The 22407-nt window shown below is 70.5% G+C and carries 20 protein-coding genes and 1 pseudogene; 9 read left to right on the plus strand and 12 right to left on the minus strand.

Annotation, left to right across the window (positions count from 1 at the left end):
* Positions 1–392 precede the first annotated feature (392 nt).
* Positions 393–527: a hypothetical protein gene (locus tag ACGFSA_RS13025; protein ID WP_393303487.1), complete on the minus strand. Its 135-nt coding sequence runs from the start codon at positions 525–527 to the stop codon at positions 393–395.
* 19 nt (positions 528–546) lie between these two features.
* Complete coding sequence (locus ACGFSA_RS13030; RefSeq protein ID WP_393303738.1) at positions 547–1092, minus strand: MOSC domain-containing protein; 546 nt, start codon at positions 1090–1092, stop codon at positions 547–549.
* Between the two features lie 195 nt (positions 1093–1287).
* Between ACGFSA_RS13030 and ACGFSA_RS13035 the strand changes: the two genes are divergently transcribed.
* From ACGFSA_RS13035 to ACGFSA_RS13045, 3 genes are all read left to right on the plus strand, one after another.
* Entirely contained in the window at positions 1288–1722 is a 435-nt protein-coding gene (locus ACGFSA_RS13035) for a hypothetical protein (protein WP_393303489.1), read from the plus strand.
* 118 nt (positions 1723–1840) lie between these two features.
* Positions 1841–3190: a DUF1254 domain-containing protein gene (locus tag ACGFSA_RS13040; RefSeq protein ID WP_393303740.1), complete on the plus strand. Its 1350-nt coding sequence runs from the start codon at positions 1841–1843 to the stop codon at positions 3188–3190.
* Between the two features lie 54 nt (positions 3191–3244).
* Positions 3245–3472, plus strand: a complete 228-nt coding sequence (locus tag ACGFSA_RS13045; protein ID WP_266986097.1) for a DUF2277 domain-containing protein — start codon at positions 3245–3247, stop codon at positions 3470–3472.
* Here the strand turns inward: ACGFSA_RS13045 and ACGFSA_RS13050 are convergent.
* The 3 genes from ACGFSA_RS13050 to ACGFSA_RS13060 form a co-directional block, all read right to left on the minus strand.
* Positions 3459–4136: a DedA family protein gene (locus tag ACGFSA_RS13050; RefSeq protein WP_393303491.1), complete on the minus strand. Its 678-nt coding sequence runs from the start codon at positions 4134–4136 to the stop codon at positions 3459–3461. The genes ACGFSA_RS13045 and ACGFSA_RS13050 overlap by 14 nt on opposite strands.
* Before the next feature lie 174 nt (positions 4137–4310).
* Positions 4311–5999: an alkaline phosphatase D family protein gene (locus ACGFSA_RS13055; RefSeq protein WP_393303493.1), complete on the minus strand. Its 1689-nt coding sequence runs from the start codon at positions 5997–5999 to the stop codon at positions 4311–4313.
* A gap of 109 nt (positions 6000–6108) precedes the next feature.
* Positions 6109–6753 (minus strand): HNH endonuclease family protein, encoded by a 645-nt coding sequence (locus ACGFSA_RS13060; RefSeq protein WP_393303494.1) that lies wholly within the window; start codon positions 6751–6753, stop codon positions 6109–6111.
* A 302-nt stretch (positions 6754–7055) separates the two neighbouring features.
* Here ACGFSA_RS13060 and ACGFSA_RS13065 point away from each other — a divergent pair, with 302 nt between their 5' ends.
* Positions 7056–7790, plus strand: coding sequence for an ABC transporter permease (locus ACGFSA_RS13065; RefSeq protein ID WP_393303495.1), 735 nt, complete (start codon positions 7056–7058; stop codon positions 7788–7790).
* A gap of 19 nt (positions 7791–7809) precedes the next feature.
* On the opposite strand, the gene ACGFSA_RS13070 is transcribed toward ACGFSA_RS13065, so the two are convergent.
* Together ACGFSA_RS13070 and ACGFSA_RS13075 are read right to left on the minus strand one after the other, a co-directional pair.
* The gene (locus ACGFSA_RS13070) at positions 7810–8472 is read right to left on the minus strand and encodes an HAD-IA family hydrolase (protein WP_393303496.1); all 663 of its coding nucleotides are present in this window, start codon (positions 8470–8472) and stop codon (positions 7810–7812) included.
* A 186-nt stretch (positions 8473–8658) separates the two neighbouring features.
* Positions 8659–9753 (minus strand): peptidoglycan-binding protein, encoded by a 1095-nt coding sequence (locus tag ACGFSA_RS13075; protein ID WP_393303498.1) that lies wholly within the window; start codon positions 9751–9753, stop codon positions 8659–8661.
* A 117-nt stretch (positions 9754–9870) separates the two neighbouring features.
* Here ACGFSA_RS13075 and ACGFSA_RS13080 point away from each other — a divergent pair, with 117 nt between their 5' ends.
* On the plus strand, positions 9871–11913 hold the full coding sequence (locus ACGFSA_RS13080) for a DHA2 family efflux MFS transporter permease subunit (RefSeq protein WP_393303500.1): 2043 nt from the start codon (positions 9871–9873) through the stop codon (positions 11911–11913).
* A gap of 65 nt (positions 11914–11978) precedes the next feature.
* Here ACGFSA_RS13080 and ACGFSA_RS13085 read toward each other — a convergent pair whose 3' ends face one another.
* Both ACGFSA_RS13085 and ACGFSA_RS13090 read right to left on the minus strand, forming a co-directional pair.
* Complete coding sequence (locus ACGFSA_RS13085) at positions 11979–12455, minus strand: GNAT family N-acetyltransferase (protein ID WP_393303502.1); 477 nt, start codon at positions 12453–12455, stop codon at positions 11979–11981.
* A 107-nt stretch (positions 12456–12562) separates the two neighbouring features.
* Positions 12563–13678, minus strand: a complete 1116-nt coding sequence (locus ACGFSA_RS13090) for a DUF2330 domain-containing protein (protein ID WP_393303504.1) — start codon at positions 13676–13678, stop codon at positions 12563–12565.
* A 428-nt stretch (positions 13679–14106) separates the two neighbouring features.
* Between ACGFSA_RS13090 and ACGFSA_RS13095 the strand changes: the two genes are divergently transcribed.
* On the plus strand, positions 14107–16320 hold the full coding sequence (locus ACGFSA_RS13095) for a bifunctional glycosyltransferase 87/phosphatase PAP2 family protein (protein WP_393303742.1): 2214 nt from the start codon (positions 14107–14109) through the stop codon (positions 16318–16320).
* On the opposite strand, the pseudogene ACGFSA_RS13100 reads toward ACGFSA_RS13095, so the two are convergent.
* Positions 16258–16662 (minus strand): annotated as a pseudogene (locus ACGFSA_RS13100) (ROK family protein); the annotation flags it as partial. The gene ACGFSA_RS13095 and the pseudogene ACGFSA_RS13100 overlap by 63 nt on opposite strands.
* On the opposite strand from ACGFSA_RS13100, the gene ACGFSA_RS13105 reads away from it, so the two are divergent.
* Positions 16622–16882, plus strand: a complete 261-nt coding sequence (locus ACGFSA_RS13105) for an RICIN domain-containing protein (protein WP_393303506.1) — start codon at positions 16622–16624, stop codon at positions 16880–16882. The pseudogene ACGFSA_RS13100 and the gene ACGFSA_RS13105 sit on opposite strands and share 41 nt — an antisense overlap.
* A gap of 154 nt (positions 16883–17036) precedes the next feature.
* Here ACGFSA_RS13105 and ACGFSA_RS13110 read toward each other — a convergent pair whose 3' ends face one another.
* Together ACGFSA_RS13110 and ACGFSA_RS13115 are read right to left on the minus strand one after the other, a co-directional pair.
* The gene (locus ACGFSA_RS13110) at positions 17037–18005 is read right to left on the minus strand and encodes an AEC family transporter (protein ID WP_393303508.1); all 969 of its coding nucleotides are present in this window, start codon (positions 18003–18005) and stop codon (positions 17037–17039) included.
* Between the two features lie 138 nt (positions 18006–18143).
* Entirely contained in the window at positions 18144–19394 is a 1251-nt protein-coding gene (locus tag ACGFSA_RS13115; RefSeq protein WP_393303510.1) for a cytochrome P450, read from the minus strand.
* Between the two features lie 293 nt (positions 19395–19687).
* On the opposite strand from ACGFSA_RS13115, the gene ACGFSA_RS13120 reads away from it, so the two are divergent.
* Together ACGFSA_RS13120 and ACGFSA_RS13125 are read left to right on the plus strand one after the other, a co-directional pair.
* Positions 19688–20866, plus strand: coding sequence for a steroid 3-ketoacyl-CoA thiolase (locus tag ACGFSA_RS13120; RefSeq protein ID WP_393303512.1), 1179 nt, complete (start codon positions 19688–19690; stop codon positions 20864–20866).
* Positions 20867–20984: 118 nt separating this feature from the next.
* The gene (locus ACGFSA_RS13125; protein WP_393303514.1) at positions 20985–22289 is read left to right on the plus strand and encodes an alpha/beta hydrolase; all 1305 of its coding nucleotides are present in this window, start codon (positions 20985–20987) and stop codon (positions 22287–22289) included.
* Positions 22290–22407 lie beyond the last annotated feature (118 nt).

Below are 22407 nucleotides of genomic sequence, written 5' to 3' on the forward strand. Positions count from 1 at the left end.
CACACACCACGTGATCATTCCGGGGCCGTCGCCATGCCCGGAGGGCAGATCGCGACTGTCACGCTTCACGCATGACCGGCCACCCGACAGGCTCTAAGAGCCTGTCGGGTGACCTTCGATCGGAGAGCGGACGCGGCGTGGTGCGTGCGATTCCAAGGCGCCGGGATAGCCTCGTAGCGGAGCTACTAGGGCATTTCGGCAACGCCGGAAGCGTGCGTGCCACGCCGCGTCCGCCCGATCAGAGGTCGCCCGACAGGCTCTAAGAGCGTGCAGAGATAAGAAGGTCCAGTGCTGACACCAGTTGGTGCCGACGGCTGAGTCCCCAGGTTGTCAAGACCGCGCGAGACGGCCGACATCAACAGCTGACACCAACAAGCGCGAACAGCACCGGCCTACGCCGGACTCCAGGGGACGTTCGGGATGTCATGCGCGTCGAGGTCGGCTTGGACGAGGCTCACGTTGTGCCGAGCCTCGCCCAGGTCCCCGCTGACGCATAGTTCCAGCAACTCAGCCACGTCCGCCCGCACCGAGTGCAGAGAGTCCCCCTCACACGCGCTCCAGGGGACGGTGCGGGGCCGGCGGGAGCTCGACCTCGATGCGGTCGTACGGGCGGACTGGGCCGCCGTGGCGGACCACGGCCATGATGCCGGACTTGAAAGTGAAGTCCCCCGAGACGGGATCGAGGACGAAGACCTCTCCGAGCAGGCCCTGCCGGAAGTCGTTGATCTTCGCGCACGGGTTGCGTAGCCCCGTCACCTCCACCACCGCCTGCTCGCCAAGGCGTAGCAGGGTGCCGGTAGGAAGGCCGAGCAGGTCAACATCTCGGGTGGTGATGTTTTCGCCGAGCTGGCCCGCAGAGACGGCAAAGCCCTTGAGGGCGAGCTCGTCGAAGAGTTCCTCGTGCATCAGGTGTACCTGACGCAGGTTGGGCAGGTCCGGCTCGTAGGTCATGCGGAACTGATGGCGGATCGTCTCCCCCGCGTGGACGTCCCCTTCGACGCCAAGGCCCGCAAGCAGCGTGACGGACTCACGATTGGGCTTGCTGAACGAGTACGCCCCGTTGCTGCTCACCGCTGTGACCCGACCTGCCATCTCCCACCCCCATCTGTTGGTCTGCATGCTTCGGGAAATCCTACGGAAGCGCCGCATCAACGAGCTCAAGGTGCTTTCATGACTGATGCCACGTCGATGCCGTCACCCGTACAGACGCGTCCGGGTGGTCGCGCGGGCGGGTGCCACGCAGGGTCGGATTCGGTCAGTTGTTCCGCTCCGGCCAAGGAGACTCCGATGGCACAGTCTGCTCCCGCCCCCGGCTACCGCCGCACATCCGGCCCCTTGGATGAGAATCCCTGGGCGGCCGGGGGAGTCATGTTCGCCGGTGTTCTGCTGATGGTGGACGGCGTCATGGGCGTCATCAAGGGGATCTCCGGTATCGCGTCCGACGATGTCTACGCGCGCCTCAGAAATTACACCTTCGCGTTCGATGTGACGGGCTGGGGCTGGATCCACCTCGTGCTCGGCGTGGTTCTCGCGGTCGTCGGCTGGAGCATTCTCAAGGGAGCCGGCTGGGCCAGGGCGACGGGTGTCGTGCTGGCTGCGATCAACATGATCGCCAACTTCATGTGGCTGCCGTACCAGCCGATCTGGGCGATCATCTCCATCGCGATCGACGGGTTCGTGATCTGGGCCCTGTGCGCCGCCCCTTCGAAGGCGGTCATCTAGTGGCGGCCGGGAGGGCGGGGGCGGCGAGCGCGACGGTGGCAGAAGAGGCCTGGATCCGGGGCTGTCCGCTGCTGCGGTGCTCACCGCGAGCGGCCGTGGCAGGGAAGGCGTGCAGGTGATCGGCGAACCGAGCGGGCCGGGGGAAGACCTGGTCGCTCTTGCCGCCGAGGCGTACGTGTACGGGTATCCGCTGGTCGTCGACCTGTCGACGGTCGAGAGATCGATGCAGGAGGGCTTCGGCCCGCTGGCGCCGACCCCGTTCAACCACTTCGCGTACGCGGGGCCATGGGCCGGGCCCGATGCGCATGCCGTCTTGGTCGACAACGACACCGCTCATTCGATCGCCCAGCTGGACCTGTCCGGAGGGCCGATCCGCCTGCATGTCCCGGACACCGACGGGGCTTACTACGTGCTGCAGTTCGTGGACGCCTGGACCAACAACTTCGCCTACGTGGGGCGTCGGGCCACCGGCACGGGCGCGGGTGACTGGCTCATCGTGCCGCCGGGCTGGTCGGGCAGGGAGCCCAGCGGGCTGCGCGGGGTGATCGATGCGCCGACCTCGGTCGTCTCTGTCGTCGGGCGCAACGTCCTCGACGGTCCGGACGACATGACGCGGGTGCGGGCGCTCCAGGAGCAGTACACGCTCACGTATCTCGAACCCGGCACGCACCGGACGGGGCTGCCGGCGCCCGACCCCGACGTACCGGCGGAGCTATGGTTCTTCGAGCAGCTCAGGGTGTGGATGGCCGACTTTCCACCGGCCGCCGACGACTGTGCGTACCAGGACCGGTTCCAGCCGCTGGGGCTGCTGGAGGAGGGGCCCTCACCGTACGTCTGCGCCGATTCCGCCCTCGTCCGCGCACTCACCGAGGGGATGGCGCAGGGCAGGGAGCGGGTCGAGGCGGCCGCCCGGCCGAGCACGGTGACGGGCGGGGGATGGGAGATGGATCCGCATCTCTTCGACTACAACCTCGACCACTTCGGGGTGGGGACGATCGACTCCCCGGAGTGGAAGATCGCCGACCGGGAGGCGTCCTACCTGGTCAGAGCGGTGGCGGCACGCGTGGCTCTGTGGGGGAGTCACGGGTACGAGGCGGTGTGCGCCCACACCTCCCACGACGCCGACGGCAATCCGCTGAGCGGTGCGCACTCCTATGTGATGCGCTTCGACCAGCCGCCGCCGGTGGAAGCGTTCTGGTCCGTGACCATGTACGACGCGCCGGACCACCACCCCGTCGCACACCCGGCGGGCCGGCACTCGGTCGGGGACCGCACTCCCGGGCTGGTGCGCGGGGCCGACGGGTCGCTGACGGTCCACATCAGCAAGGAGCCGCCCACGGACCCCGCCGCAGCGGCGAACTGGCTGCCCGCGCCCGACGGGGAGTTCCGGCCCGTGCTCAGGTTCCGCATGCCGGGGCGCGCGATCATCGACGGCGGTTATGAGCTTCCCGCCATCGAACTGAGCTGACCCGGGTGTCCCGTGTCCCGGCCCGTTGTCAGTGGGGCGGTCCACACTGGAGTCATGTGCCGCAGCATCAAGACCCTTCGCCCGCCCGCCATCCCCGAGGAGGCCACCGAGGAGGACATCCGGGCGGCCGCCCTGCAGTTCGTGCGCAAGGTGTCCGGCTTCCGGGCTCCGGCCGCGCACAACCAGGAGGTGTTCGACCGGGCCGTGGACGAGATCGCCGCAGCGACCGCCCGACTGATGGACGGTCTTGAGGTGCGGGGGGCGGCCGTCAGGACGCCGTAGAAGCCGAAGCGGGTGCTGGAGCGGAAGCCGTCGCGGCGACCGCTCCGGGGCGGCGCACGAGGTACGCGGCGAGGGCGCCTGCCATGAACAGGGCCAGGACCGAGACCGCCGTACCCAGCCATGTCGTGCCCAGCCACTGGCCGCCGAAGTAGCCGAGGCCCACGCTGTAGCCCGCCCAGGCCACACCGGCCAGCGCCGACCAGGGCAGGAACTCCTTCACCTCGCGGTGCGCGGCGCCCGCGCCCAGGGAGACGACCGAGCGGCCGGCCGGGGCGAAGCGGGCGATGACGACGAGGGTGCCGCCGCCGCGGCTCAGAGCCGCGCCGAGGCGTTCCTGCGCGGTGGTGAGGCGACGGGAGCGGGCAATCGCCCGGTCCAGGCGGTCGCCGCCGCGCCAGGCCAGCCGGTACGCGACGAGGTCGCCGACCACCGAGGCGGTGGCCGCGCTCAGGATCAGGGCGAGGAGCGACGGCACCTGGGGGACCTCTCCGGGGCTGCCTGCCGCGCCCACGACCGTGGTCGAGCCCGCGGCGGCGGCTGTCGCAGCGGTGATCACCAGAACCCCGCTGGGGAGGACGGGCAGGAAGACGTCCAGGAGCACCGAGAGAGCGACCACGGCATAGATCCATGGGCTGCCGGTCAGCGCACCCACACTCTCAAGCACCTTCTACTCCCCGATTCGTTTCAACGCCGCGACGTCGCAGGGGAGCGGCAGGAGCGGCAGGGTCGGCTGTACAGCGTACGCCCGCCGTTTACCTGAACATCATCGAAGTCCGGAGGATGTTGTGTACCTCACGCGTCACATCTGCACCGTGGGGGAGTGGCGCCCGGCCCTTGCCTACGCGTCGGTGGTCAGTTTCTGGTCCAGTACCGTCTCCAGCTGCGCACCTGCACCGTTCTCTTTGGCCTGAACCAATGTCAGCGCAGCCTTCCGGCCACGCAGGGTGAGGGTCATCAACTGATTGCCGAACCACGGTCCGCCGGTCTTCCGCCACTGGATCGGTGACGGACCCGTCCGTCCGTGCCGCGCCAGCGCTCGCCCCAGCCGCCGTCCCGCCCGGCTCCAGCCGAAACGGAATCCCGCCTTGAGCACACCGGGTATCGAGTTGTGCACGGGAGAGCAGGTCAGCTGCAGGATGCGCGCCCCGGGCACACCTCCCGGCGCGTCAGCCGGCCACGAGGGCTCGGCGATGTACGCGTGGTGCACATCGCCCGACAGCACGCACACCGTCGCCGGAGCGTCCGGGCCGCTCCCCGCCTCCCGGATCAGCTCGGTCAGCCGGTGGAACGAGGTGGGGAACGCCGCCCAGTGTTCAAGGTCGGAGCGGCGGCGCAGATTCTCGCCGAACCGCGCCCAGCGTCCGCCGGGCCCACCCCGCTCGCCGCGGCACAGGGCGGCGTCCCACTCCTCCGCGTCATGGACGAGCGGCGGAAGGAGCCACGGCAACGACGTACCGATCAGGAGGTGGTCGTACGAGCCGGGGTCGGCGAGCGCCTGCTCGCGCACCCAGCGTGCCTCCTCGGCATCGAGCATCGACCGCCGCTCCTCGTCGAGAACGCGAGCCGCGCGGGTGTCCACCATCAGCAGCCGTACCCGGCCGAAATCACGCCGGTAGCTCCACCGTGTACCGGCGGGTTCGGCGTCCGCCTCGGCGGCGAAACGGCGCAGTGGCTCCGTGCCGTCCGGGACGGCACGGACCTCGGCGTAGAGCGGGTCCGCGGCCAGGGCGGTGGGGGAGAGATTGCCGAGGTGCTGGTAGACCCAGTACGAGGCCAGCCCGCTGACGATCCGCTCGTGCCACCAGGGGGTCGCCCGGACACCGGCGAGCCAGGCGGCACTGGTGTTCCAGTCGTCCACGACGTCGTGATCGTCGAAGATCATGCAGCTGGGGACGGTCGAGAGCAGCCAGCGCACCTCGGGGTCACGCCAGGACTCGTCGTAGAGGTAGGTGTACTCCTCGTAGTCCGCGACCTCGGCGCCCGGCGGTTCGTTCAGGTCCCGGCGTGCGGCGAGGCGGCGGCGGGTCGCCTTCGACGTCTCGTCGGCGTACACCTGGTCCCCGAGTAGGAGCAGTACGTCGGGGCGTACGGCACCGGGGTCTGCGGCGAGCCGGGCGGCGAGGGCGTCCAGGGCGTCGGCGCCGGCGGTGTCGGGCTCGCCGGAGGGGGGAGCCGCCCAGCGGCAGGACCCGAAGGAGATCCGGACGGGCCGATCCCCGGTGTCATCGGCCGATGCCGGCGGCGTGGTGATCGTGCTCGCGGGGAAGCGGGAGTCCTTGAGCGGCCAGACCCGGCGGCCGTCGAGCAGCACCTCGTACGCGGTGGTCGAGTCCGGGGTCAGACCGGTCACCACCACCAGCGCGTAGTGGTGACCGGCGATCGCGAACGTCCGGGACGAGCCGGACGCGCCGTCCGCGCATCGGACTTCGGCCGTGGTGGGCCGGTCGGCCTCCACCCAGACGGTCGCGGTGGAGCCCGTCTCCCAGTCGACGTATCGCAGCAGTGGTCCCAGGCGCAGCCCGGCCATGAGGTGCCCTCCTCGCGTCGTCCCGCACGGACGGAGCTCACGGGCCCGTACGGCACGGGCGGCTCCGTACCGTACGGAACGACGGAGAGGGGTCGGGCGGTTCCGTGGGTCAGCAGCCGTTCAGGACCGACTGGAGCGCACTCTTCTCCGCGGAGTCGACGGTCAGGTTGTAGTAGTGCTTCACATGCACCCAGGCGCGCACGTAGGTGCACCGGTACGCGGTACGCGACGGCAGCCACTTGGCCGGGTCCTGGTCGCCCTTGGACTGGTTGACGTTGTCCGTGACCGCGATGAGCTGTGGGCGCGTCAGGTCGTTGGCGTACGCCTGGCGTTGGGCGGTGGTCCAGCTGCTCGCGCCGGAGCGCCAGGCCTCGGCGAGCGGGACCATGTGGTCGATGTCAACGTCGGAGGCGGCGGTCCAGGTTGCTCCATCGTACTCCGAGTACCAACTGCCGCTGACGGCGGCGCAGCTGGAGTCCTGGACCACGTTCGTGCCGTCGCGCTTCAGGACGGCCTCGCGGGTGTTGCAGGTGCCCGACTGGGTGATCCAGTGCGGGAACTTGTCCCGGCTGTAGCCGGTCGACGAGCCTTCCGCCGACACCGTCAGCTCGCTCAGATAGGTGCGGGCGGTGGAGGCGCTGACCGGGGTGGGCATGGCCGCCTGGGCGGTGGGTGCGGTGAGCAGTCCCGTGGTTGCGGCAAGTGCGGCGGATGCGACGACCACACCTATGCGACGCGCGTAGACACCTGACATGCGAACTCCCTTGATGTGGGGGGATCTTGGACGGGCGACCTGTGGAGCCAGGCCATCGTGGCGCCGCCAGGTTTCTGTGGGGTGGGCGCCAGGTAACAGGGTGGCGACATGAGCACGTCACATCAAGGCCTGGGACGGGCCGGCCTGCGGTGCGAGGGCGTACGGAAGGAAATGTGCGGGCGTACGCGGATGTTCGCGGCCTATGGGGGTGTCCGGGTCTGTACGCGAGGCATATGAGGACGTGGGGGCTGGCGTGTCGACAGGTCGCGAATGCCGGGGCGGGCCGGACTTATGGTTGCCGCGTGCTGCTTCCGGTCAACCTCACGCTCGGCATCGTCCTCGCCGTGCTGCTCGCGGCGGCCGCCGCCGTCGCCGCCCGGGCCTCGCTCGGCCGGTCGCGCGAGATCGTCCTCGCAGGGCTGCGCGCCGCGGTCCAACTCGCCGCAGTCTCCGTGCTCATCGGCTGGGTGGTCCGCTCGCTGCCGCCGTTGCTCTGCTTCGTGGCGCTGATGTACGCCGTGGCGGTACGGACCGCCGGACGCCGGATCACCGGGAACCGCACCTGGTGGTGGGCGGCTGTGCCGATCGCCGCGGGGGTCGCGCCGGTGGTCGCCCTGCTGCTGCTCACCGGGCTCCTGCCGGTCCGGGGCATCGCGCTGATCCCGGTGACGGGCATTCTCATCGGGGGTGCGCTCACCGCGACCGTACTCGGCGGACGGCGGGCGCTGGACGAACTGACCACGCGGCGCGGGGAGGTGGAGGCGGGAATGGCGCTCGGGCTGCTCGACCGCGATGCCCGGCTGGAGATCGCCCGGCCCGCGGCGTCGGATGCGCTCCTGCCGGGGCTGGACCAGACGCGGACGGTGGGGCTCGTCACGCTGCCCGGGGCGTTCGTGGGCATGCTGCTGGGCGGCGCCTCACCGGTTCAGGCGGGGGCGGTACAACTGTTCGTACTGGTGGCGCTGATGGCCGTACAGGCGGTGGCTGTTGCCACGGTGCTGGAACTGGTGGCGCGGGGGCGGCTGAGTCGCGACTGAATCCCGGGGAGGTCCCGGGTCAGAGGGCGCGGATGTGCAGGCGGATCGAGCCGTCGGCCGACGCCTCCACCCGGATCTGGGTCAGATCCCCGACGTGCGCATCCGGCGCCAGTGCCCCGGCGCGCGGGCCCACGCCCACGACGCGCATCCCGGCCGTCCGGCCTGCCGCGATACCCGCCTCCGAGTCCTCGAAGACGATGCAGTCGGCCGGGGCGAAGCCCAGTTCGGCCGCACCCTTGAGGAAGCCCTCGGGGTCGGGCTTGCTGGCGCCGACGCATTCCGCTGTGACGCGGGTGCTCGGCATCCGCAGTCCGGCCGCCGTCATCCGGGCCCGGGCGAGCGCCTCGTCGGCCGAGGTCACCAGGGCGTGCGGGAGCGTGGCGATCGCGTTCATGAAGGCCGGGGCGCCGCCGATCGGGACCACACCGTCGGTGTCGGCGGTCTCCTCGGCGAGCATGACCCGGTTGTCGGCGTAGTTCTGCTCCATCGGCCGGTCGGGCAGGAGTACCGCCATGGTGGCGTACCCCTGCCGCCCGTGGACCACCTTGAGTGCGGCCTCGGGGTCCAGTCCCTCCCGCAGCGCCCAGCGCCGCCAGCAGCGCTCCACCACCGCGTCGGAGTTCACGAGTGTGCCGTCCATGTCGAGCAGGAGGGCGCGTGCGGTGAGGACGGTGGCCGGCATCGGCGGGCTCCAGGGCGCGGGGGTGGAGGGCGGCATGGGGTGAAGAGAACAAGCGGTCCCGCCCGCCGGTCAGGGGTGCGGGCGAGGACCACTTTGTTCCACGACGATACAAAAAGCTGTCCGGGAAAGCGAATCCCTTCCCGAATACGGGAGGAGAGGGCCGGCTCCCCAGGGCCGGCCGCCTCCTCAGGACTGGCTGTCTCCTCGGGACTGGCCGCGGCCCGTCGTCTCCGCCTCCAGTGCGCTCCGGGTGCTCGGGCCGTAGACGCCCGGCGGGTCGCCCTCGATGGACTTGTACGACTGGTAGACGCGTACGGCGCTCTCGACCCGGTCCGTGTAGTTGCCGTTGTCGGGTCCCTGGTAAAGCCACACCTCCTGCAGGCGCCGTTGCAACTCGGCCACCTCGGGGCCGTGGTCGCCGCGCTGCAGCGTGCTGCCCTGCGGTTTCCCGAGCGGCGGGGCCGTCGAGGCTCCGGTGGGCTGCGAGACCGTCGCCGATGCCGACGGGGCGGGCGGGCGCGAGGAGGCAGCGGATGCGGAGGGGGAGAGCGAGGTGCTCGCCGACACGGAGACGGATGCGGACGGCGATGCCGAAGCCGACGGGGAGGAGGACGAGGACGCGGAGGCGGACGCGGACGCCGACGGCGACGCGTCCGGTGAAAGGGGCGCATCGGGGACGCTCGACACCCGGGCACTCGGGAGCGCCCGGTCGCGCTCGGAGTCCCCGTTCCCGCCCCCGCCGAACAGACCGCCGGCGAACGCCGCGGTGCCCACCACGCCGACCACGGCCGCGCCGACCGCGAGTACCGCGAAGGGCCGTCGGCGGCGTGGCTGCACCGGGTCCACCAGGCCCACCGGGTCCACCAGGCCCACCGGGTCCACCAGGCCCACCGGGTCCACCAGGCCCACCGGGTCCACGGTCATGGCGTCCGTACGCGGATCATCCGCCCCGGCACTCTCCTGCGACAGAGGCGACAGAGGCGACAGAGGCGGCGGATCCACCGGCGCCGCCGGGTCGAGGAAGAGCGGCATCGTCATGGCGGCGTCCGCCGAGGAGGCGTCCGCGGGCGCCTCGTCGCCCTCCAGCGTCACGTACGGCCGGATCCGCAGGGGATCGAAGTCCTCCGCCGCCGCGGTCTCCGCCCGCTCGGCCGCACGCCGTGCCGCGCGCTCCGCGCACCCGCACCGGGGCCCGGCGGCGGGTCTGCCGTGCGGTCCCCCGTCCCATGCATCCGTAGCTCTGTCGTCCGTGCCGCATTCCGGGCAGACATGTCCGGTCATTGTGGGTCCCTCCCCTTGAACTGCCTGCGATTATGCAGTCCGCCACGGTGATGCCCCAACAGGCCATAACCGTCCATAACGGCCAGGATGGGATGTAGCGGAACCGAGGAGATGTTCATGGCCCACCAGCTGAACCCCCCGGCCCTGGCCCCTGGCGAAGGCCGTTCCCAGCGGACGGTCCTGGTCGCCATCGGCGCCCTGCTCCTCGGCATGCTGCTCGCGGCACTCGACCAGACCATCGTCTCCACCGCCCTGCCGACCATCGTCAGCGAACTCGGCGGCCTGGAGCATCTGTCCTGGGTGGTCACCGCCTATCTGCTCGCGTCGACCGCCGCGACCCCGCTCTGGGGCAAGCTCGGCGACCAGTACGGCCGCAAGAAGCTCTTCCAGATCGCCATCGTCATCTTTCTCATCGGCTCCGCGCTCTGCGGCATGGCCCAGAACATGCCGCAACTGATCGCCTTCCGTGGTCTCCAGGGCCTCGGTGGCGGCGGCCTGATGGTGCTCTCGATGGCGATCGTCGGTGACATCGTCGCCCCGCGCGAACGCGGCAAGTACCAGGGCCTGTTCGGCGCGGTCTTCGGTATGACGAGTATTCTCGGACCGCTGCTCGGCGGCCTCTTCACCGAACACCTCAGCTGGCGCTGGGTGTTCTACATCAACCTGCCGATCGGCGTCGTCGCTCTGCTCGTCATCGCCGCCGTGCTGCACATCCCGGTCCGTCAGGCCAAGCACACCATCGACTACCTGGGCACCTTCCTCATCGCCTCCGTCGCCACCTGCCTGGTTCTCGTCGCCTCGCTGGGCGGATCGACCTGGGCCTGGGGCTCGGCGCAGATCATCGGACTCGCCGTCGTCAGCGTGGTGCTGCTGATCGCCTTCGTGCACGTCGAGCGGCGCGCCGCCGAACCCGTACTGCCGCTGAAGCTGTTCCGGATCCGGACCTTCAGCCTCGTCGCCGTGATCAGTTTCGTCATCGGATTCGCGATGTTCGGAGCGATGACGTATCTGCCGACGTTCCTGCAGGTCGTGCACAACATCTCGCCGACCCTGTCCGGTGTGCACATGCTGCCGATGGTGCTCGGTCTCCTCCTCACCTCGACCGTGTCCGGTCAGATCGTCAGCCGTACGGGCCGGTGGAAGGTCTTCCCGATCCTCGGTACCGGGATCACCGCGATCGGCCTGCAGCTCCTGCACCGGCTCACGGAGTACAGCAGCACCTGGCAGATGAGCGCCTACTTCTTCGTCTTCGGTGCCGGGCTCGGTCTGGTGATGCAGGTCCTCGTGCTGGTCGTGCAGAACGCCGTCACGTACGAGGACCTCGGCGTCGCGACCTCCGGGGCCACGTTCTTCCGCTCCATCGGTGCCTCGTTCGGTGTCGCCGTCTTCGGCACGATCTTCACCAACCGGCTCACCGGCAAACTCGGCGCGGCCCTCTCGGGCATCACGCTGCCACCGGGCATCGACGCCGGGCGACTGGCCGCCGACCCGCGCGCCATCCCCCAACTGCCGCCCGCGCTGCGGGCCCCGGTGATCCACGCGTACTCGACCTCGATCACCGACGTCTTCGTGTACGCGGCGCCCGTCGTCCTGGTCGCCTTCGTCATCGCCTGGTTCCTCAAGGAGGACAGGCTGCGCGGCTCGGTGACGGCTCCCGACAGCACCGAGACCCTGGCCTCGAACCCGGTCGAGCGTTCCTCGTACGACGAATGCGCACGGGCCCTGTCGGTGCTCGCCACCCGCGAGGGGCGCCGCGACGTCTACGTGAGGATCACCGAGCGTGCGGGGTACGACCTGCTGCCCGCAGCCGGCTGGATGCTGCTGCGCATCAAGCGGCACGGCGCCGTCGAACCCGCGCTGCTCGCCGACGCCACCCCTGTACCGGTGCGCGTGATCAGCGATGCGGCGCGACAGCTGGAGGAGCGCGGCCTGGCCCGGCGCGAAGGGGTGCAGCTGGTGCTCACCGACGGCGGTTCGGAGGCCGTGGTGAAGCTCGCGGAAGCGCGCGAGGGGTTGCTGGCCGAGCTGTTGGGCGACTGGTGGGGGCCGGAGCGGCCGACCGACCTGGTCTCACTCGTCGCGGAGCTGACCGCCGAGACGGCCGGATCGAGCAGCGAACAGCCGCGCTGTCCGGAGCCGAGGCGGGACCACGCACTCTGACCCGGGCCCGGAAATCCCCGGGCCGGACCCCGGCCCGGCGACAGCTCCCGTTCACAGCGCCCGGGTCACAGCTCCTTGGCGAACCAGTGCTCCGCGTACTGCCGCCGATGGAACGCGGGCACCTCCCGGTAGCCGTGCTTGGCGTACAGCCCGCGCGCCTCCACCAGGTCGTTGCGGGTGTCCAGCCGGATCTGCCGTACGCCGAAGGCACGCGCCGCACTCTCGACGGCCGCCAGCAGCAACCCGCCGCCGCCCGTGCCACGGAACTCGGGGCGCACGAACACGCGAGTGAGCTCCGCGGATTCCGCGTCCACCACCAGCAGCCCGGCACAGGACGCGGGCTTTCCGCCGAATCTGCCGACGACGAACGCGCCGGTCGGCCCCGTGAGCAGGTCGGCGCCGTCGCCGGAGAGTCCCTCGTCGATCTCCTCGGCGGTCGCGGGCCGCTGCCAGTAACGGCTGGCGACCTCGTCGTAGTAGTCACGGCGCAGGGCGCTCGCGTCGGGAGAGTCGAAGCGTTCAGGGGTCACGGTCCACGTCATGGGCGCCATTGTGACCTGGGCATGACCGGGGAGCCGAACGGTTTCGAGGGAGGTCGACGCCGCGACCGGCCTGACGTGCCGCGCCGGCAGCACGCACAGCCGCGCGCTCATGCCAGCGGCGGTGGGACCGTGACCGGCGGCGGGGGCAGCACAGGGCGCCGTCGGTGCGCCCGGACGCCCAGCAGCACCGCCACGGCCGCGACCAGCACGACACCCAGGAGGGTCAGCAGCCAGGCCGGGACGCCGGCCACGGTCAGCAGCTCGTTCCGGTACGTCATGGTCCGGTACGGGGTGTCGGCGGCGCTGGCCCGCAGTTCGTGATCCCCGTCGATCCGCTCCGGGTGCGGGAACGACTGCTCGATCGCCGTGACGAACACCGGCTTTCCGCCCGCCAGCTCCCGGATCGCCCCAGTAGCCGTGAAGCTCGTCGCAGAGGCTGTCGAAGCAGTCGGGTCGACCTTCCCCGCGTACGTCACCCGCGGCGCCTCCCCGCCGATCGTGCCGGCCGGCTCCATCCGGTGGGCGGCCAGCACGTACAGCCCCAGCGACTGCGGTGTCGCGGCGAGCTTCGACAGCCTCATCGGGTAGACGAGCCGGTCGCTCGCGAAGCTCAGCCGCAGCGGGTCGAGCTCGCCCAGCAGGAGCGCACCCTTCTCCCTGGGGGCGAGGCGGACGGCCACGTACTCCCACTTCCGGTCGACGTACGGCTGCAGCGCGGTCGCCAGCCGGTCGGGCAGCTCGAAACCGTTCCGCCGCAGCCACGTCTGCAGCGCCTCGGGGTCGGTCGCCGTCAGCCGCGCCACATCGAACGGACCGAGCCGCTCCCGCCCGACGACCCCCACCGGCGGTGCGCCGGCCGCGGACGGCGGTGCCGCGGCGTCCACGCCGTCGCCGGAACCGGCGAACGGCCAGTCCCCGGAGCGTGGCCAGAAATAGTGCCGGGTCGCGAGGGCCGGCGCGGTGAGGGTTTCGAGCTCCGAGAAGAGCGCCTGATCACCGAGTTCGACGGAGGCGCGGTGCGGTACGGGCATGATCCAGGCAGCCTCCGGGGCGTCCCCGCGGACCGTCAGCCGCATGACGATCTGCTCGGTGCGGCCGTCCCAGCCGACCACCGATGTCTCCCGGTCCACGCTGACGTGCGCGTCCTTGCCGGGGACCATCGCCCCACAGCCGCATGCGTACGCCGGGCCGATCAACGATCCGAGCTGCAGCGAGGCCAGCATCAACAGCAGCGACAGCGCGCGGATTCCCCACGAACCTCGTTTTCCCCATGGGCTTCGATTCCCCCGCACCCACCGCATGAACCGCGTTCCTCCCCCGTGTCGGTCGTGCCCCGTCGCGAGCGGCCGATCAGTCGACCAGAGGGACAGACGTCGGAGTGAACGGTCCGGTTCCGGCCACTGTGTCCGGGCCCGATCAGGCTCTTTCGCGTTCTCTCGAGCTCTTACGTTCCTCGAGCAAAGCGGGAGGAGAGTCAGGCGAAGAGGAGGTTGATTATGTCTATCTCATAGCGGAATGCGAAGGTTTTCGGCAGGTCCCGGGCCGAGGGACGGCGGATGAACAGCGGGAGGGTCGGCGCAGCGTGGCGAATGCGGAGCACAGTGTGCGCGGAGACGCGGTGACGGGGGCGAGGACCGGGGCTGCCCGAGCTGTGCTCTGGCTGGTTGCCGCATTGCTGGCGGGGTGGCAGATGGCGGTGGTGCTGCGGCAGCCACCCGGTGAACGGCTCACCGACCTGGAGACCTGGATCGGCGAGGACGGCGTACTGCATGTGGCGGGGTCGCTGTACGACAGCGACCGGTTCACCGGCACCCCTTTCGCCGGACTGGTACTGAAGCCACTGACCCGTACAGCCGAACAGAGCCTGGGCGTCGCCTGGACCTTCGGTTCGCTGCTGCTCGTCGCCGTCCTCGGCATCGTCGCGGCCCGCGCCCTGCCGGGACCCGTCTCCCGCCGCACCTCGCTGCTGGCCGCCCCCGTCGCGATCAGCCTGCTCATGCTGTCCCTGCCGGTCCGTAACGCCCTCCACCTCGGCCAGACCAGCATTCTGCCGGTCCTGCTGGTGCTTCTGGGCTGCTTCGTGACCCGCGGGGAACGGGCATCCGGCGTAATGATCGGGATCGCTGCCGCGCTCCAGCCGACCATGCTGCTCTTCGCCGCCCTGCTCTGGCTCACCGGACGTCGTCGGGCCGCCGTGACGGGCGGCGGCGCGTTCGCCGCGTGCACCGCCCTGGCCTGGGCCGCGATGCCGCACGACTCGGTCACGTACTGGGTGCACCATGTCGCGGGCGCCGGGCTCGGAGACGGTGCGGACAGCCTCGCCAACCAGTCCCTGCACGGCGCGCTGCTCCGCTTCGGCCTTGCGGGCCCGCTCGAGATCGTGCTGTTCCTGCTGCTGGCCGCCGCCGTCTGCTACGTCGGGCTGCGCCGCGCCATACGCTCTGCGCGGGACGGCCAGCTGCTCCTCGCCGTCGCCGTGACCGGCTGCGCGGCCGTCGCCGTCTCCCCGACCGCCTGGCAGCACCAACTGCTGTGGGTGCTCCTCACCGTCGTCGGCCGGGCCGGTACCCGCGCCTCCGAGCGGCTGGTGTGGCCGGCCCTCGTGGTGCTCGCGCTCACCCTGCCCGGGAAGACTCTGCTGCCGAACTTCCCGGTCGCCCACCCGGTACGGGACAACGTGCTGCTCCTGGCGGCGCTCGGAGCGGCCTGCGCCGCACCGTTCCTGCCGCGCACCTCGCCGTACTGGCAGCACCCGGTCCCCACGGACTACGCCACCCCGGTTCCGGCCCGCTGGAGCCGCGTACCGTTGCTGCCGTTCTGGCGGCGGGTGCTCAGCCGCCCCAATCTGCTGCTCGAACTTCTGCTGATCCGGGTCGTCTACTCCGCATACGCGCAGGTCAGGCTCGCGGCCACGGCCGGCCGCGCCACCGCCGAGGAGCACGGACGGCAGATCCACTCGCTCGAACAGTGGCTGCACATCGACATCGAGCACTGGGCCAACCACACGGTCGTCCACATCGGCTCGCTGCAGGGCTTCTTCGACTACTACTACGAGACGTTCCACTTCATCGTGCCGCTGACGATCCTGGGTGTGCTGTACGTACGCCGCCCCGCGGACTACCGCTGGGCGCGCTCCACCCTCGGCTTCGCCACCCTGGTCGCACTGCTCGGCTTCTGGCTCTACCCGCTGGCCCCGCCGCGGCTGATGCCGGGGCTCGGCTTCATCGACACGGTCCACGGCGTCCAGGACTTCGCGAAGCCCGACTACGGGACGCTGACGTCGATGACCAACCAGTACGCGGCGATGCCCTCGCTGCACTTCGGCTGGTCGCTCTGGTGCGGCATCATGATCGTAATGCTGGCCCCGAAGGTGTGGATGAAGGCGCTCGGGCTGCTGCACCCGCTGTTCACGGTCTCCGCGATCGTCGCCACGGCCAACCACTGGGTGCTCGACGCGGTGGGCGGGGCGCTGGTCATCGGGACCGGATTCCTGCTGACCTACGTCCTGGCGGGGCCGCGGAGGCTGCAACCCGTGGAGGGGCCGCCGGACGGGGCGGACGGCACGACGTCCGCGGATCACGTGCCGGAGGAGACGAGGCAGTGGGCAGCAAACGCTGACCGGGCCGCGCCCGGTCCTGCTCCGCCAGGGGCCGGGCCGGTGGGCGGTTGCCGGCCGGGGTCTTTGTCAGCCGAGTCCTTGGTACGCCGCCGTCACGCGTTCCTCGGCGACGTCGAGCGCATGGCGCACCGCACCCAGGGCGACCGCCCGCTCGCCCGACGCCGAGGCGCCCACGACGACCGGTACCAGGGTGTGCGACCGCAGATGCCTGCGCACAGGGTCGAGGAGGACGTCCCCGGCCCGTGACACCCCGCCGCCGATGACGATCCGGCCGGGATCGAGCACCAGCACCAGTGCGGCCAGTCCTCGGGCGAAACGGGCGGCCACCCGGTCCACCACGTCGACGGCCGCCGGGTCGCCTGCCCGGGCCGCCGTGAAGAGCGGTGCGATGTCGTGGGCGTCCCCGACCGGCACACCCGCTTCCAGGGCCAGCCGGTGAATCGCCTCGGCGCCGACGAGCTGCTCGAACGGTCCCAGATCGACCGCCTGGCCCTGCACGGCCCTGAAGCTCTCCGCCTGCGACGGTACCCCCGCCCAGACCTGGACCGTGCCGGGCGACGGCACGCTGGTCGCGTTCGGCAAGTGCATGGACGTCCGCAACGGCTCGACGGCCGACGGCACCGCCGTCCAGCTCTACCGGTGCAATGGGACCCCGGCCCAGTCCTGGACCTCGCTGCCCGACGGCACCCTGCGCAACGTCAAGTCGGCGCTGTGCCTGTACGCCGAGGGCGGCGCCACGGACGGCGCGCATCTGCTGATCCGGACCTGTGGAACAGCCGCCGAACAGCGATGGAAGCTCCCACGGTAGCCGGAGCCCGTACCGCCCCTGAGGGCCGAAGGGGTGCCGGGACGAACCGCATCGTCCCGGCACCCCTTCGGCATGGATCGCCGCGTATTCCAGCATCCGCCTGTCCGGGGCGGCCCGCCACTCGAACGGCTCAGCTTGACGTTTAACGTCAAGCTCAGGGGCCGGGCGGAACCAGCGCCCAGGCGGCCAGCGACAGCGTAGCCATGGACACGACTGTGGACGCCACCACGGAGTTGCGGGCGAGGCTGGTGTCCAGGCCGTACTGGCGGGCGTAGATGAAGGCGTTCTGGGCCGTCGGGAGTGCGGAACAGAGGACCACGGCGAGCAACTGGTGGTCCGGCAGGTGTAGCAGCGGGCCGCCGACCAGGAAGGCGATCAGGGGCTGAACCAGCGTCTTCAGCACGACCGCCAGGCCCACTTCCGTACGCCCCGCGGGCACCGTCGTCGCGGTCGTTGCCGGATCCGGGCGGCCGTGCAGGGACAGGCCGAGGGTGATCAGGGCGGTGGGCACGGCGGCCGCGCCGAGCAGATCACAGGAGTGTTCGAGGGCGTGCGGCAGCCGCACTCCGAGCGCGGAGACGAGGACGCCGAGCATCGAGGCCATGATGATCGGATTGCGTACGGGCATGGTCACCATCCGCCGCAGCGCGACGCCCTTTCCGGAGCCCGCCCCTGTACCCGTGTCCAGCAGCGTCAGGATCACGGGGGAGACCAGCAGCACCTGGAAGAGGATGATCTGGGCGACGAACGACGCGTCACCGAGCACCTGGACCGCCACCGGGATACCGAGATTGGCGGAGTTGACGTAGCCGGACGCCATGCTGCTGATCGCCTGGTCGGCCGTCTTGCGGCCGAAGAAGCGCCGGGCGAGCACGAAGCCGAGGGCGGACGCGAGCGCCGTGCCCGTCCCGAACGCCACCATCGAGGAGTTGGCGAAGGCGTTCAGTCGCGCACCGGAGACCATCGTGAACAGTGCCGCGGGCATGGCCACATGGAAGACGAACCGGCCGAGCACGGCTTCCGCCTGCTCGCCGAGCAGGCCGCTGCGGCCGACCGCGTAGCCGATCGCGGTGAGTATCCAGATCGGAGCGAAGGCGGAGAGCAGGGCATGCATGGACGCCATGATCCTCGGACAGCTGTCCACTGCCGGTACTGGGGCGCGGAGGGCAGGAGGGGACGGGGCGCGGACGGGGCGCGGACGGGCGGCAGGGGCCGGGGCGTTGCAGGGGCGGCCCCCGCCGTCCGGGGTTCCGCGAGCCGGTCAGCCGGCGGCGGTACCGACCCGGAGCTGCTTGATTCCGTTCAGCCAGGCGGAGCGCAGCCGCCGCGGGTCCTCGACCAGCCGCAGATCGGGCAGCACGTCCGCGATCGCGTTGAAGATCAGGTCGATCTCCATGACGGCGAGGGACTTGCCGAGACAGAAGTGCGGTCCGCCGCCGCCGAATCCGAGATGGGGGTTGGGGTCCCGGGAGATGTCGAAGAGTTCCGGGCTCTCGAAGACCTCGGGGTCGTTGTTGGCGGAGGAGTAGAACAGCCCGACCCGTTCGCCCTTCTTGATTTTCTGCCCGCCCAGTTCGAGGTCCTGGGTGGCGGTCCGCTGGAAGGAGACCACGGGGGTGGCCCAGCGCACGATCTCCTCGGCGGCGGTCTCCGGGCGCTCGCGCTTGTAGCGCTCCCACTCCTCGGGGTGGGTGAGGAAGGCGTGCATGCCGTGGCTGATGGCGTTCCGGGTGGTCTCGTTGCCGGCGACGGCGAGGAGGATCACGAAGAAACCGAACTCGTCCGAGGAGAGGTTTCCTTCGCCCTCCGCGGCGACCAGCTGGGAGACGATGTCCTTGGCGGGGCACTCCTTGCGTGCCGCTGCCAGGTTCATGGCGTACGAGACGATCTCCATGGCCGCCTCGATGCCGACCTCTTCGGTGATCGCGTACTCGGGATCGTCGTACGCCGCCATCTTGTTGGACCAGTCGAAGATCTTGGACCGGTCCTCCTGCGGTACGCCGATGAGCTCGGCGATGGCCTGGAGCGGCAGTTCGACGGCGATATGGGTGACGAAGTCGAACGAGCCGTCGTCGTCGGCGGAGGCGAGGGCCGTCTCGACGATCGACCGGGTGCGGCTGCGCAGCGCCTGTTCCAGGGAACGGATGGCGCGGGGGGTGAAGCCGCGCTGGACGATCTGGCGGACCCGGGTGTGCTCGGGCGGATCCATGTTCAGCATGATCAGCTTCTGGACGTCGATCTGATCGCGGCTGATCGTCTCGTTGAAGCGGATGACCGCGGTGTTGGTGTGGGAAGAGAACAGTTCAGGGTGTGTGGAGACGTACTTGACGTCCGCATGCCGGGTAACCACCCAGTAGCCCTCGTCGTCGAAACCGGAGATACCGGCCGGCTGGGCGCACCACCAGACCGGGGCGGTCTCCCTCATCCGGGCGAACTCCGGGTGCGGGATGCGGGCTTGGAGCAGGTCGGGATCGGTGAAGTCGAACCCTTCGGGCAGATGGGGGCAGGGCATCGGCAACTCCAGGTCGGTCCGAGGGGCGCCCGGACATTGTCTGACGACCCATCAGAAGTTGCCCGCAAGGTAGTAACGAGTTCTACAACTGGCAAGAGCTGTGGCCGGATCTGTTGCGTGAGGGGGGTGCGTGCGGGCTTCGAAGTTCGCCCACTGTGTGTGCGAGGTACGTGCACGGCTCTTGCGTACCGGGGGTAAGCCTCCTAAGACTGCTTGCAGAACTAGAACGCGTACTAGTTCCTTCCGTGGGCGCCGGGACGCCCCCTGCGGAAGCGCGAGGAGAGGACGAGCTCATGGCCGCGGAACCCGTCATCGTCGAAGCCGTACGCACCCCCATCGGCAAGCGCGGAGGCGCGCTCGCCAATCTGCATCCCGCCTATCTGCTGGGCGAGACCTACCGTGAACTTCTCGGACGCACCGGCATCCATGCGGACTGCGTGGAACAGATCGTCGGCGGTACGGTCACCCACGCCGGCGAACAGTCCATGAACCCGGCGCGCAACGCCTGGCTCACCGTGGGACTTCCGTACGAGACCGCCGCCACCACCGTGGACTGCCAGTGCGGCTCCTCGCAGCAGGCCTCCCACATGGTCGCCAACATGGTCGCGGCCGGAGTCATCGACATCGGCATCAGCTGCGGTGTCGAGGCGATGTCGCGCGTGCCGCTGGGCAGCGGCTCCAAGCACGGCCCGGGAAAGCCCTGGCCGGACGAGTGGAACGTCGACCTGCCCAACCAGTTCGAGGCCGCCGAGCGCATCGCCCGCAAGCGGGGCCTCACGCGGGAGAACGTCGACTCGCTCGGGCTGATCTCGCAGGAGCGGGCGGCCGTGGCCTGGGCCGAGGAGCGGTTCAAACGGGAGACGTACGCGGTCCAGGTGCCGACCACCGAGGAGGAGCAGGCGGCCGGTCGGGGCATGTGGCGCCTCGTCGACCGGGACGAGGGGCTGCGGGACACCACGATGGAGGGGCTCGCCCGGCTCAAGCCGGTCATGCCCACCGCGATCCACACCGCGGGCAACGCCTCGCAGATATCCGACGGCGCCTGCGCGATCATGTGGGCGTCCAAGCGGATGGCACGCGCACTCAAACTCAGGCCGCGCGCCCGGATCGTCGCCCAGGCGCTCGCCGGTTCCGACCCGCACTTCCACCTCGACGGGCCGATCGACGCGACCCGCGCGGTGCTGGGCAAGGCCGGGATGTCGCTCAAGGACATCGACCTCGTCGAGATCAACGAGGCGTTCGCGTCGGTGGCGCTGAGCTGGGCCCAGGTCTTCGAGCGGGACCTAGACGGGCTCACGAAGGTCAACGTCAACGGCGGCGCCATCGCGCTCGGCCACCCGGTGGGCGCCACCGGGGCCCGGCTCATCACCACAGCACTGCATGAACTGGAGCGCAGCGACAAGGAGTTCGCGCTCATCACCATGTGTGCCGGCGGGGCGCTGGCCACCGGCACGATCATCCAGCGGCTGTGAGGACTCCCCCGGCCGGGGGTGATAGGTGCACCCCGGCCGGGGGGTGGTGGTAGGTGCACCCCCGGCCGGGGGTCCATGCCGCTGTCGGCGCCGCTCGCGGTTGCATAGCGTCACGGCCATGGAGAACAAGAACAGCAAGACGTTCAGTAACACCCCTTCTTCCAGGGCGGGTCGGCGTGGTGCCCGGCGGGGACTGGCGGTCGCCACGGTCATGGCCCTCGCCGCCCTCGGTGCGGCGCCCGCCGTGGCCCAGCAGGCCGGACCGGCGGACGGGGGCTCCCACACCACCCGCACCGCCGGACGGGGCACGCTCCTCGCCGTCACGCCCGTCGCCACTCTCGACCGCACCGACGTCAGCGCCTTCCTCGCCTCGGGAGGCATGGACACGGGCACCGTCCGCTACGGCGTACGCGCCTACCGCCTCACGTACCGCACCCTCACCCCGCAGGGCGAACCCACCATCGCCACCGGTCTGTTCGTCCTCCCCAGGGGTGGCGCCGACCGCCTCGATCTGGTCTCCGACACCCACGGAACGATGGTCCACCGCGACTACGCGCCCTCCGTCGGCGAGGACTTCGGCCGGTTCGCCCCGTACCTGCACGCCTCGGCCGGTCGCGCCGTCGCCGCGCCCGACTATCTCGGCCTCGGCAAGGGGCCGGGCCCGCACCCGTACATGGACACCGCGTCCTCCGTCACCGCCTCCCTCGACATGCTGCGTGCCTCCCGCACCGCGGCGCGGGAGCTGGGACGCCCCCTCACCGGCGAGGTGTACGCCAGCGGCTTCTCCCAGGGCGGCCAGGTCGCGACGGCTCTGGCCAAGGCCCTCGCCGGTGGCGCGGACCGGCACTTCAGGCTGCGGGCACTGGCGCCGGTCTCGGGACCGTACGACCTCCGGGGCGCGGAGACGCCCGCCATGTTCGACGGCCGGATCAACGACATCAGCGCGGTCTTCTACATGTCGTACTTCCTCACCGCGCAGAACCGGCTGCACCCGCTCTACAAGGACCCCTCGGAGCTCTTCCGTGAGCCGTACGCGGACGTCGTCGAGAACCTCTTCGACACCCACCACTTCGAGGAGGACATCATCCCGGCGCTGCCCGGCACGCTGAAGGAACTCCTCACCGATGAGGCCTATCAGGACCTGCAGCATCCGACGGGAGTGCTGCGTGACGTGCTGAAGGCCCAGGACGGTCAGTGCGACTGGAAGCCCGAGGTGCCCGTGCGGCTCTACTCGTCAGCCGCAGACCGGGACGTGGCCATCGCCAACTCCCGCAACTGTGCAGCCGACTTCGCCGCGCGCGGTGCGCGGGTGCCGGTGATCGACCAAGGGTCGACCGATCACAACGGGACGTTCATGAAGTCCGGCCCGCAGATCGTCCGCTGGTTCGACACGATCAGTGCGGCGGGACCGCGTCACCGCTGATCGGGCCGGGCCGGACCTGGAGCCGACGGAGGGCCGGCGGCCGGACACCGCGAACCGAGACCTCGTACCGGCCCCGGGCACGGGGAAGACCCCGACCGGAACCCGGTCGGGGTCTTCC

Origin of the sequence: Streptomyces sp. NPDC048496, assembly GCF_043200055.1 — a bacterium.
Lineage (GTDB): Bacteria > Actinomycetota > Actinomycetes > Streptomycetales > Streptomycetaceae > Streptomyces.

What these genes read in the sequence shown, in the direction of transcription:
- ACGFSA_RS13115 (WP_393303510.1), bottom strand. Translation starts at nt 19,394, where the DNA reads ATGCCCTGCCCCCATCTGCCCGAAGGGTTCGACTTCACCGATCCCGAC.
- ACGFSA_RS13110 (WP_393303508.1), bottom strand. Translation starts at nt 18,005, where the DNA reads ATGGCGTCCATGCATGCCCTGCTCTCCGCCTTCGCTCCGATCTGGATA.
- ACGFSA_RS13125 (WP_393303514.1), top strand. Translation starts at nt 20,985, where the DNA reads ATGGAGAACAAGAACAGCAAGACGTTCAGTAACACCCCTTCTTCCAGG.
- ACGFSA_RS13035 (WP_393303489.1), top strand. Translation starts at nt 1,288, where the DNA reads ATGGCACAGTCTGCTCCCGCCCCCGGCTACCGCCGCACATCCGGCCCC.
- ACGFSA_RS13045 (WP_266986097.1), top strand. Translation starts at nt 3,245, where the DNA reads ATGTGCCGCAGCATCAAGACCCTTCGCCCGCCCGCCATCCCCGAGGAG.
- ACGFSA_RS13090 (WP_393303504.1), bottom strand. Translation starts at nt 13,678, where the DNA reads ATGCTGGCCTCGCTGCAGCTCGGATCGTTGATCGGCCCGGCGTACGCA.
- ACGFSA_RS13120 (WP_393303512.1), top strand. Translation starts at nt 19,688, where the DNA reads ATGGCCGCGGAACCCGTCATCGTCGAAGCCGTACGCACCCCCATCGGC.
- ACGFSA_RS13075 (WP_393303498.1), bottom strand. Translation starts at nt 9,753, where the DNA reads ATGACCGGACATGTCTGCCCGGAATGCGGCACGGACGACAGAGCTACG.
- ACGFSA_RS13060 (WP_393303494.1), bottom strand. Translation starts at nt 6,753, where the DNA reads ATGTCAGGTGTCTACGCGCGTCGCATAGGTGTGGTCGTCGCATCCGCC.
- ACGFSA_RS13080 (WP_393303500.1), top strand. Translation starts at nt 9,871, where the DNA reads ATGGCCCACCAGCTGAACCCCCCGGCCCTGGCCCCTGGCGAAGGCCGT.
- ACGFSA_RS13085 (WP_393303502.1), bottom strand. Translation starts at nt 12,455, where the DNA reads ATGACGTGGACCGTGACCCCTGAACGCTTCGACTCTCCCGACGCGAGC.
- ACGFSA_RS13055 (WP_393303493.1), bottom strand. Translation starts at nt 5,999, where the DNA reads ATGGCCGGGCTGCGCCTGGGACCACTGCTGCGATACGTCGACTGGGAG.
- ACGFSA_RS13070 (WP_393303496.1), bottom strand. Translation starts at nt 8,472, where the DNA reads ATGCCGGCCACCGTCCTCACCGCACGCGCCCTCCTGCTCGACATGGAC.
- ACGFSA_RS13030 (WP_393303738.1), bottom strand. Translation starts at nt 1,092, where the DNA reads ATGGCAGGTCGGGTCACAGCGGTGAGCAGCAACGGGGCGTACTCGTTC.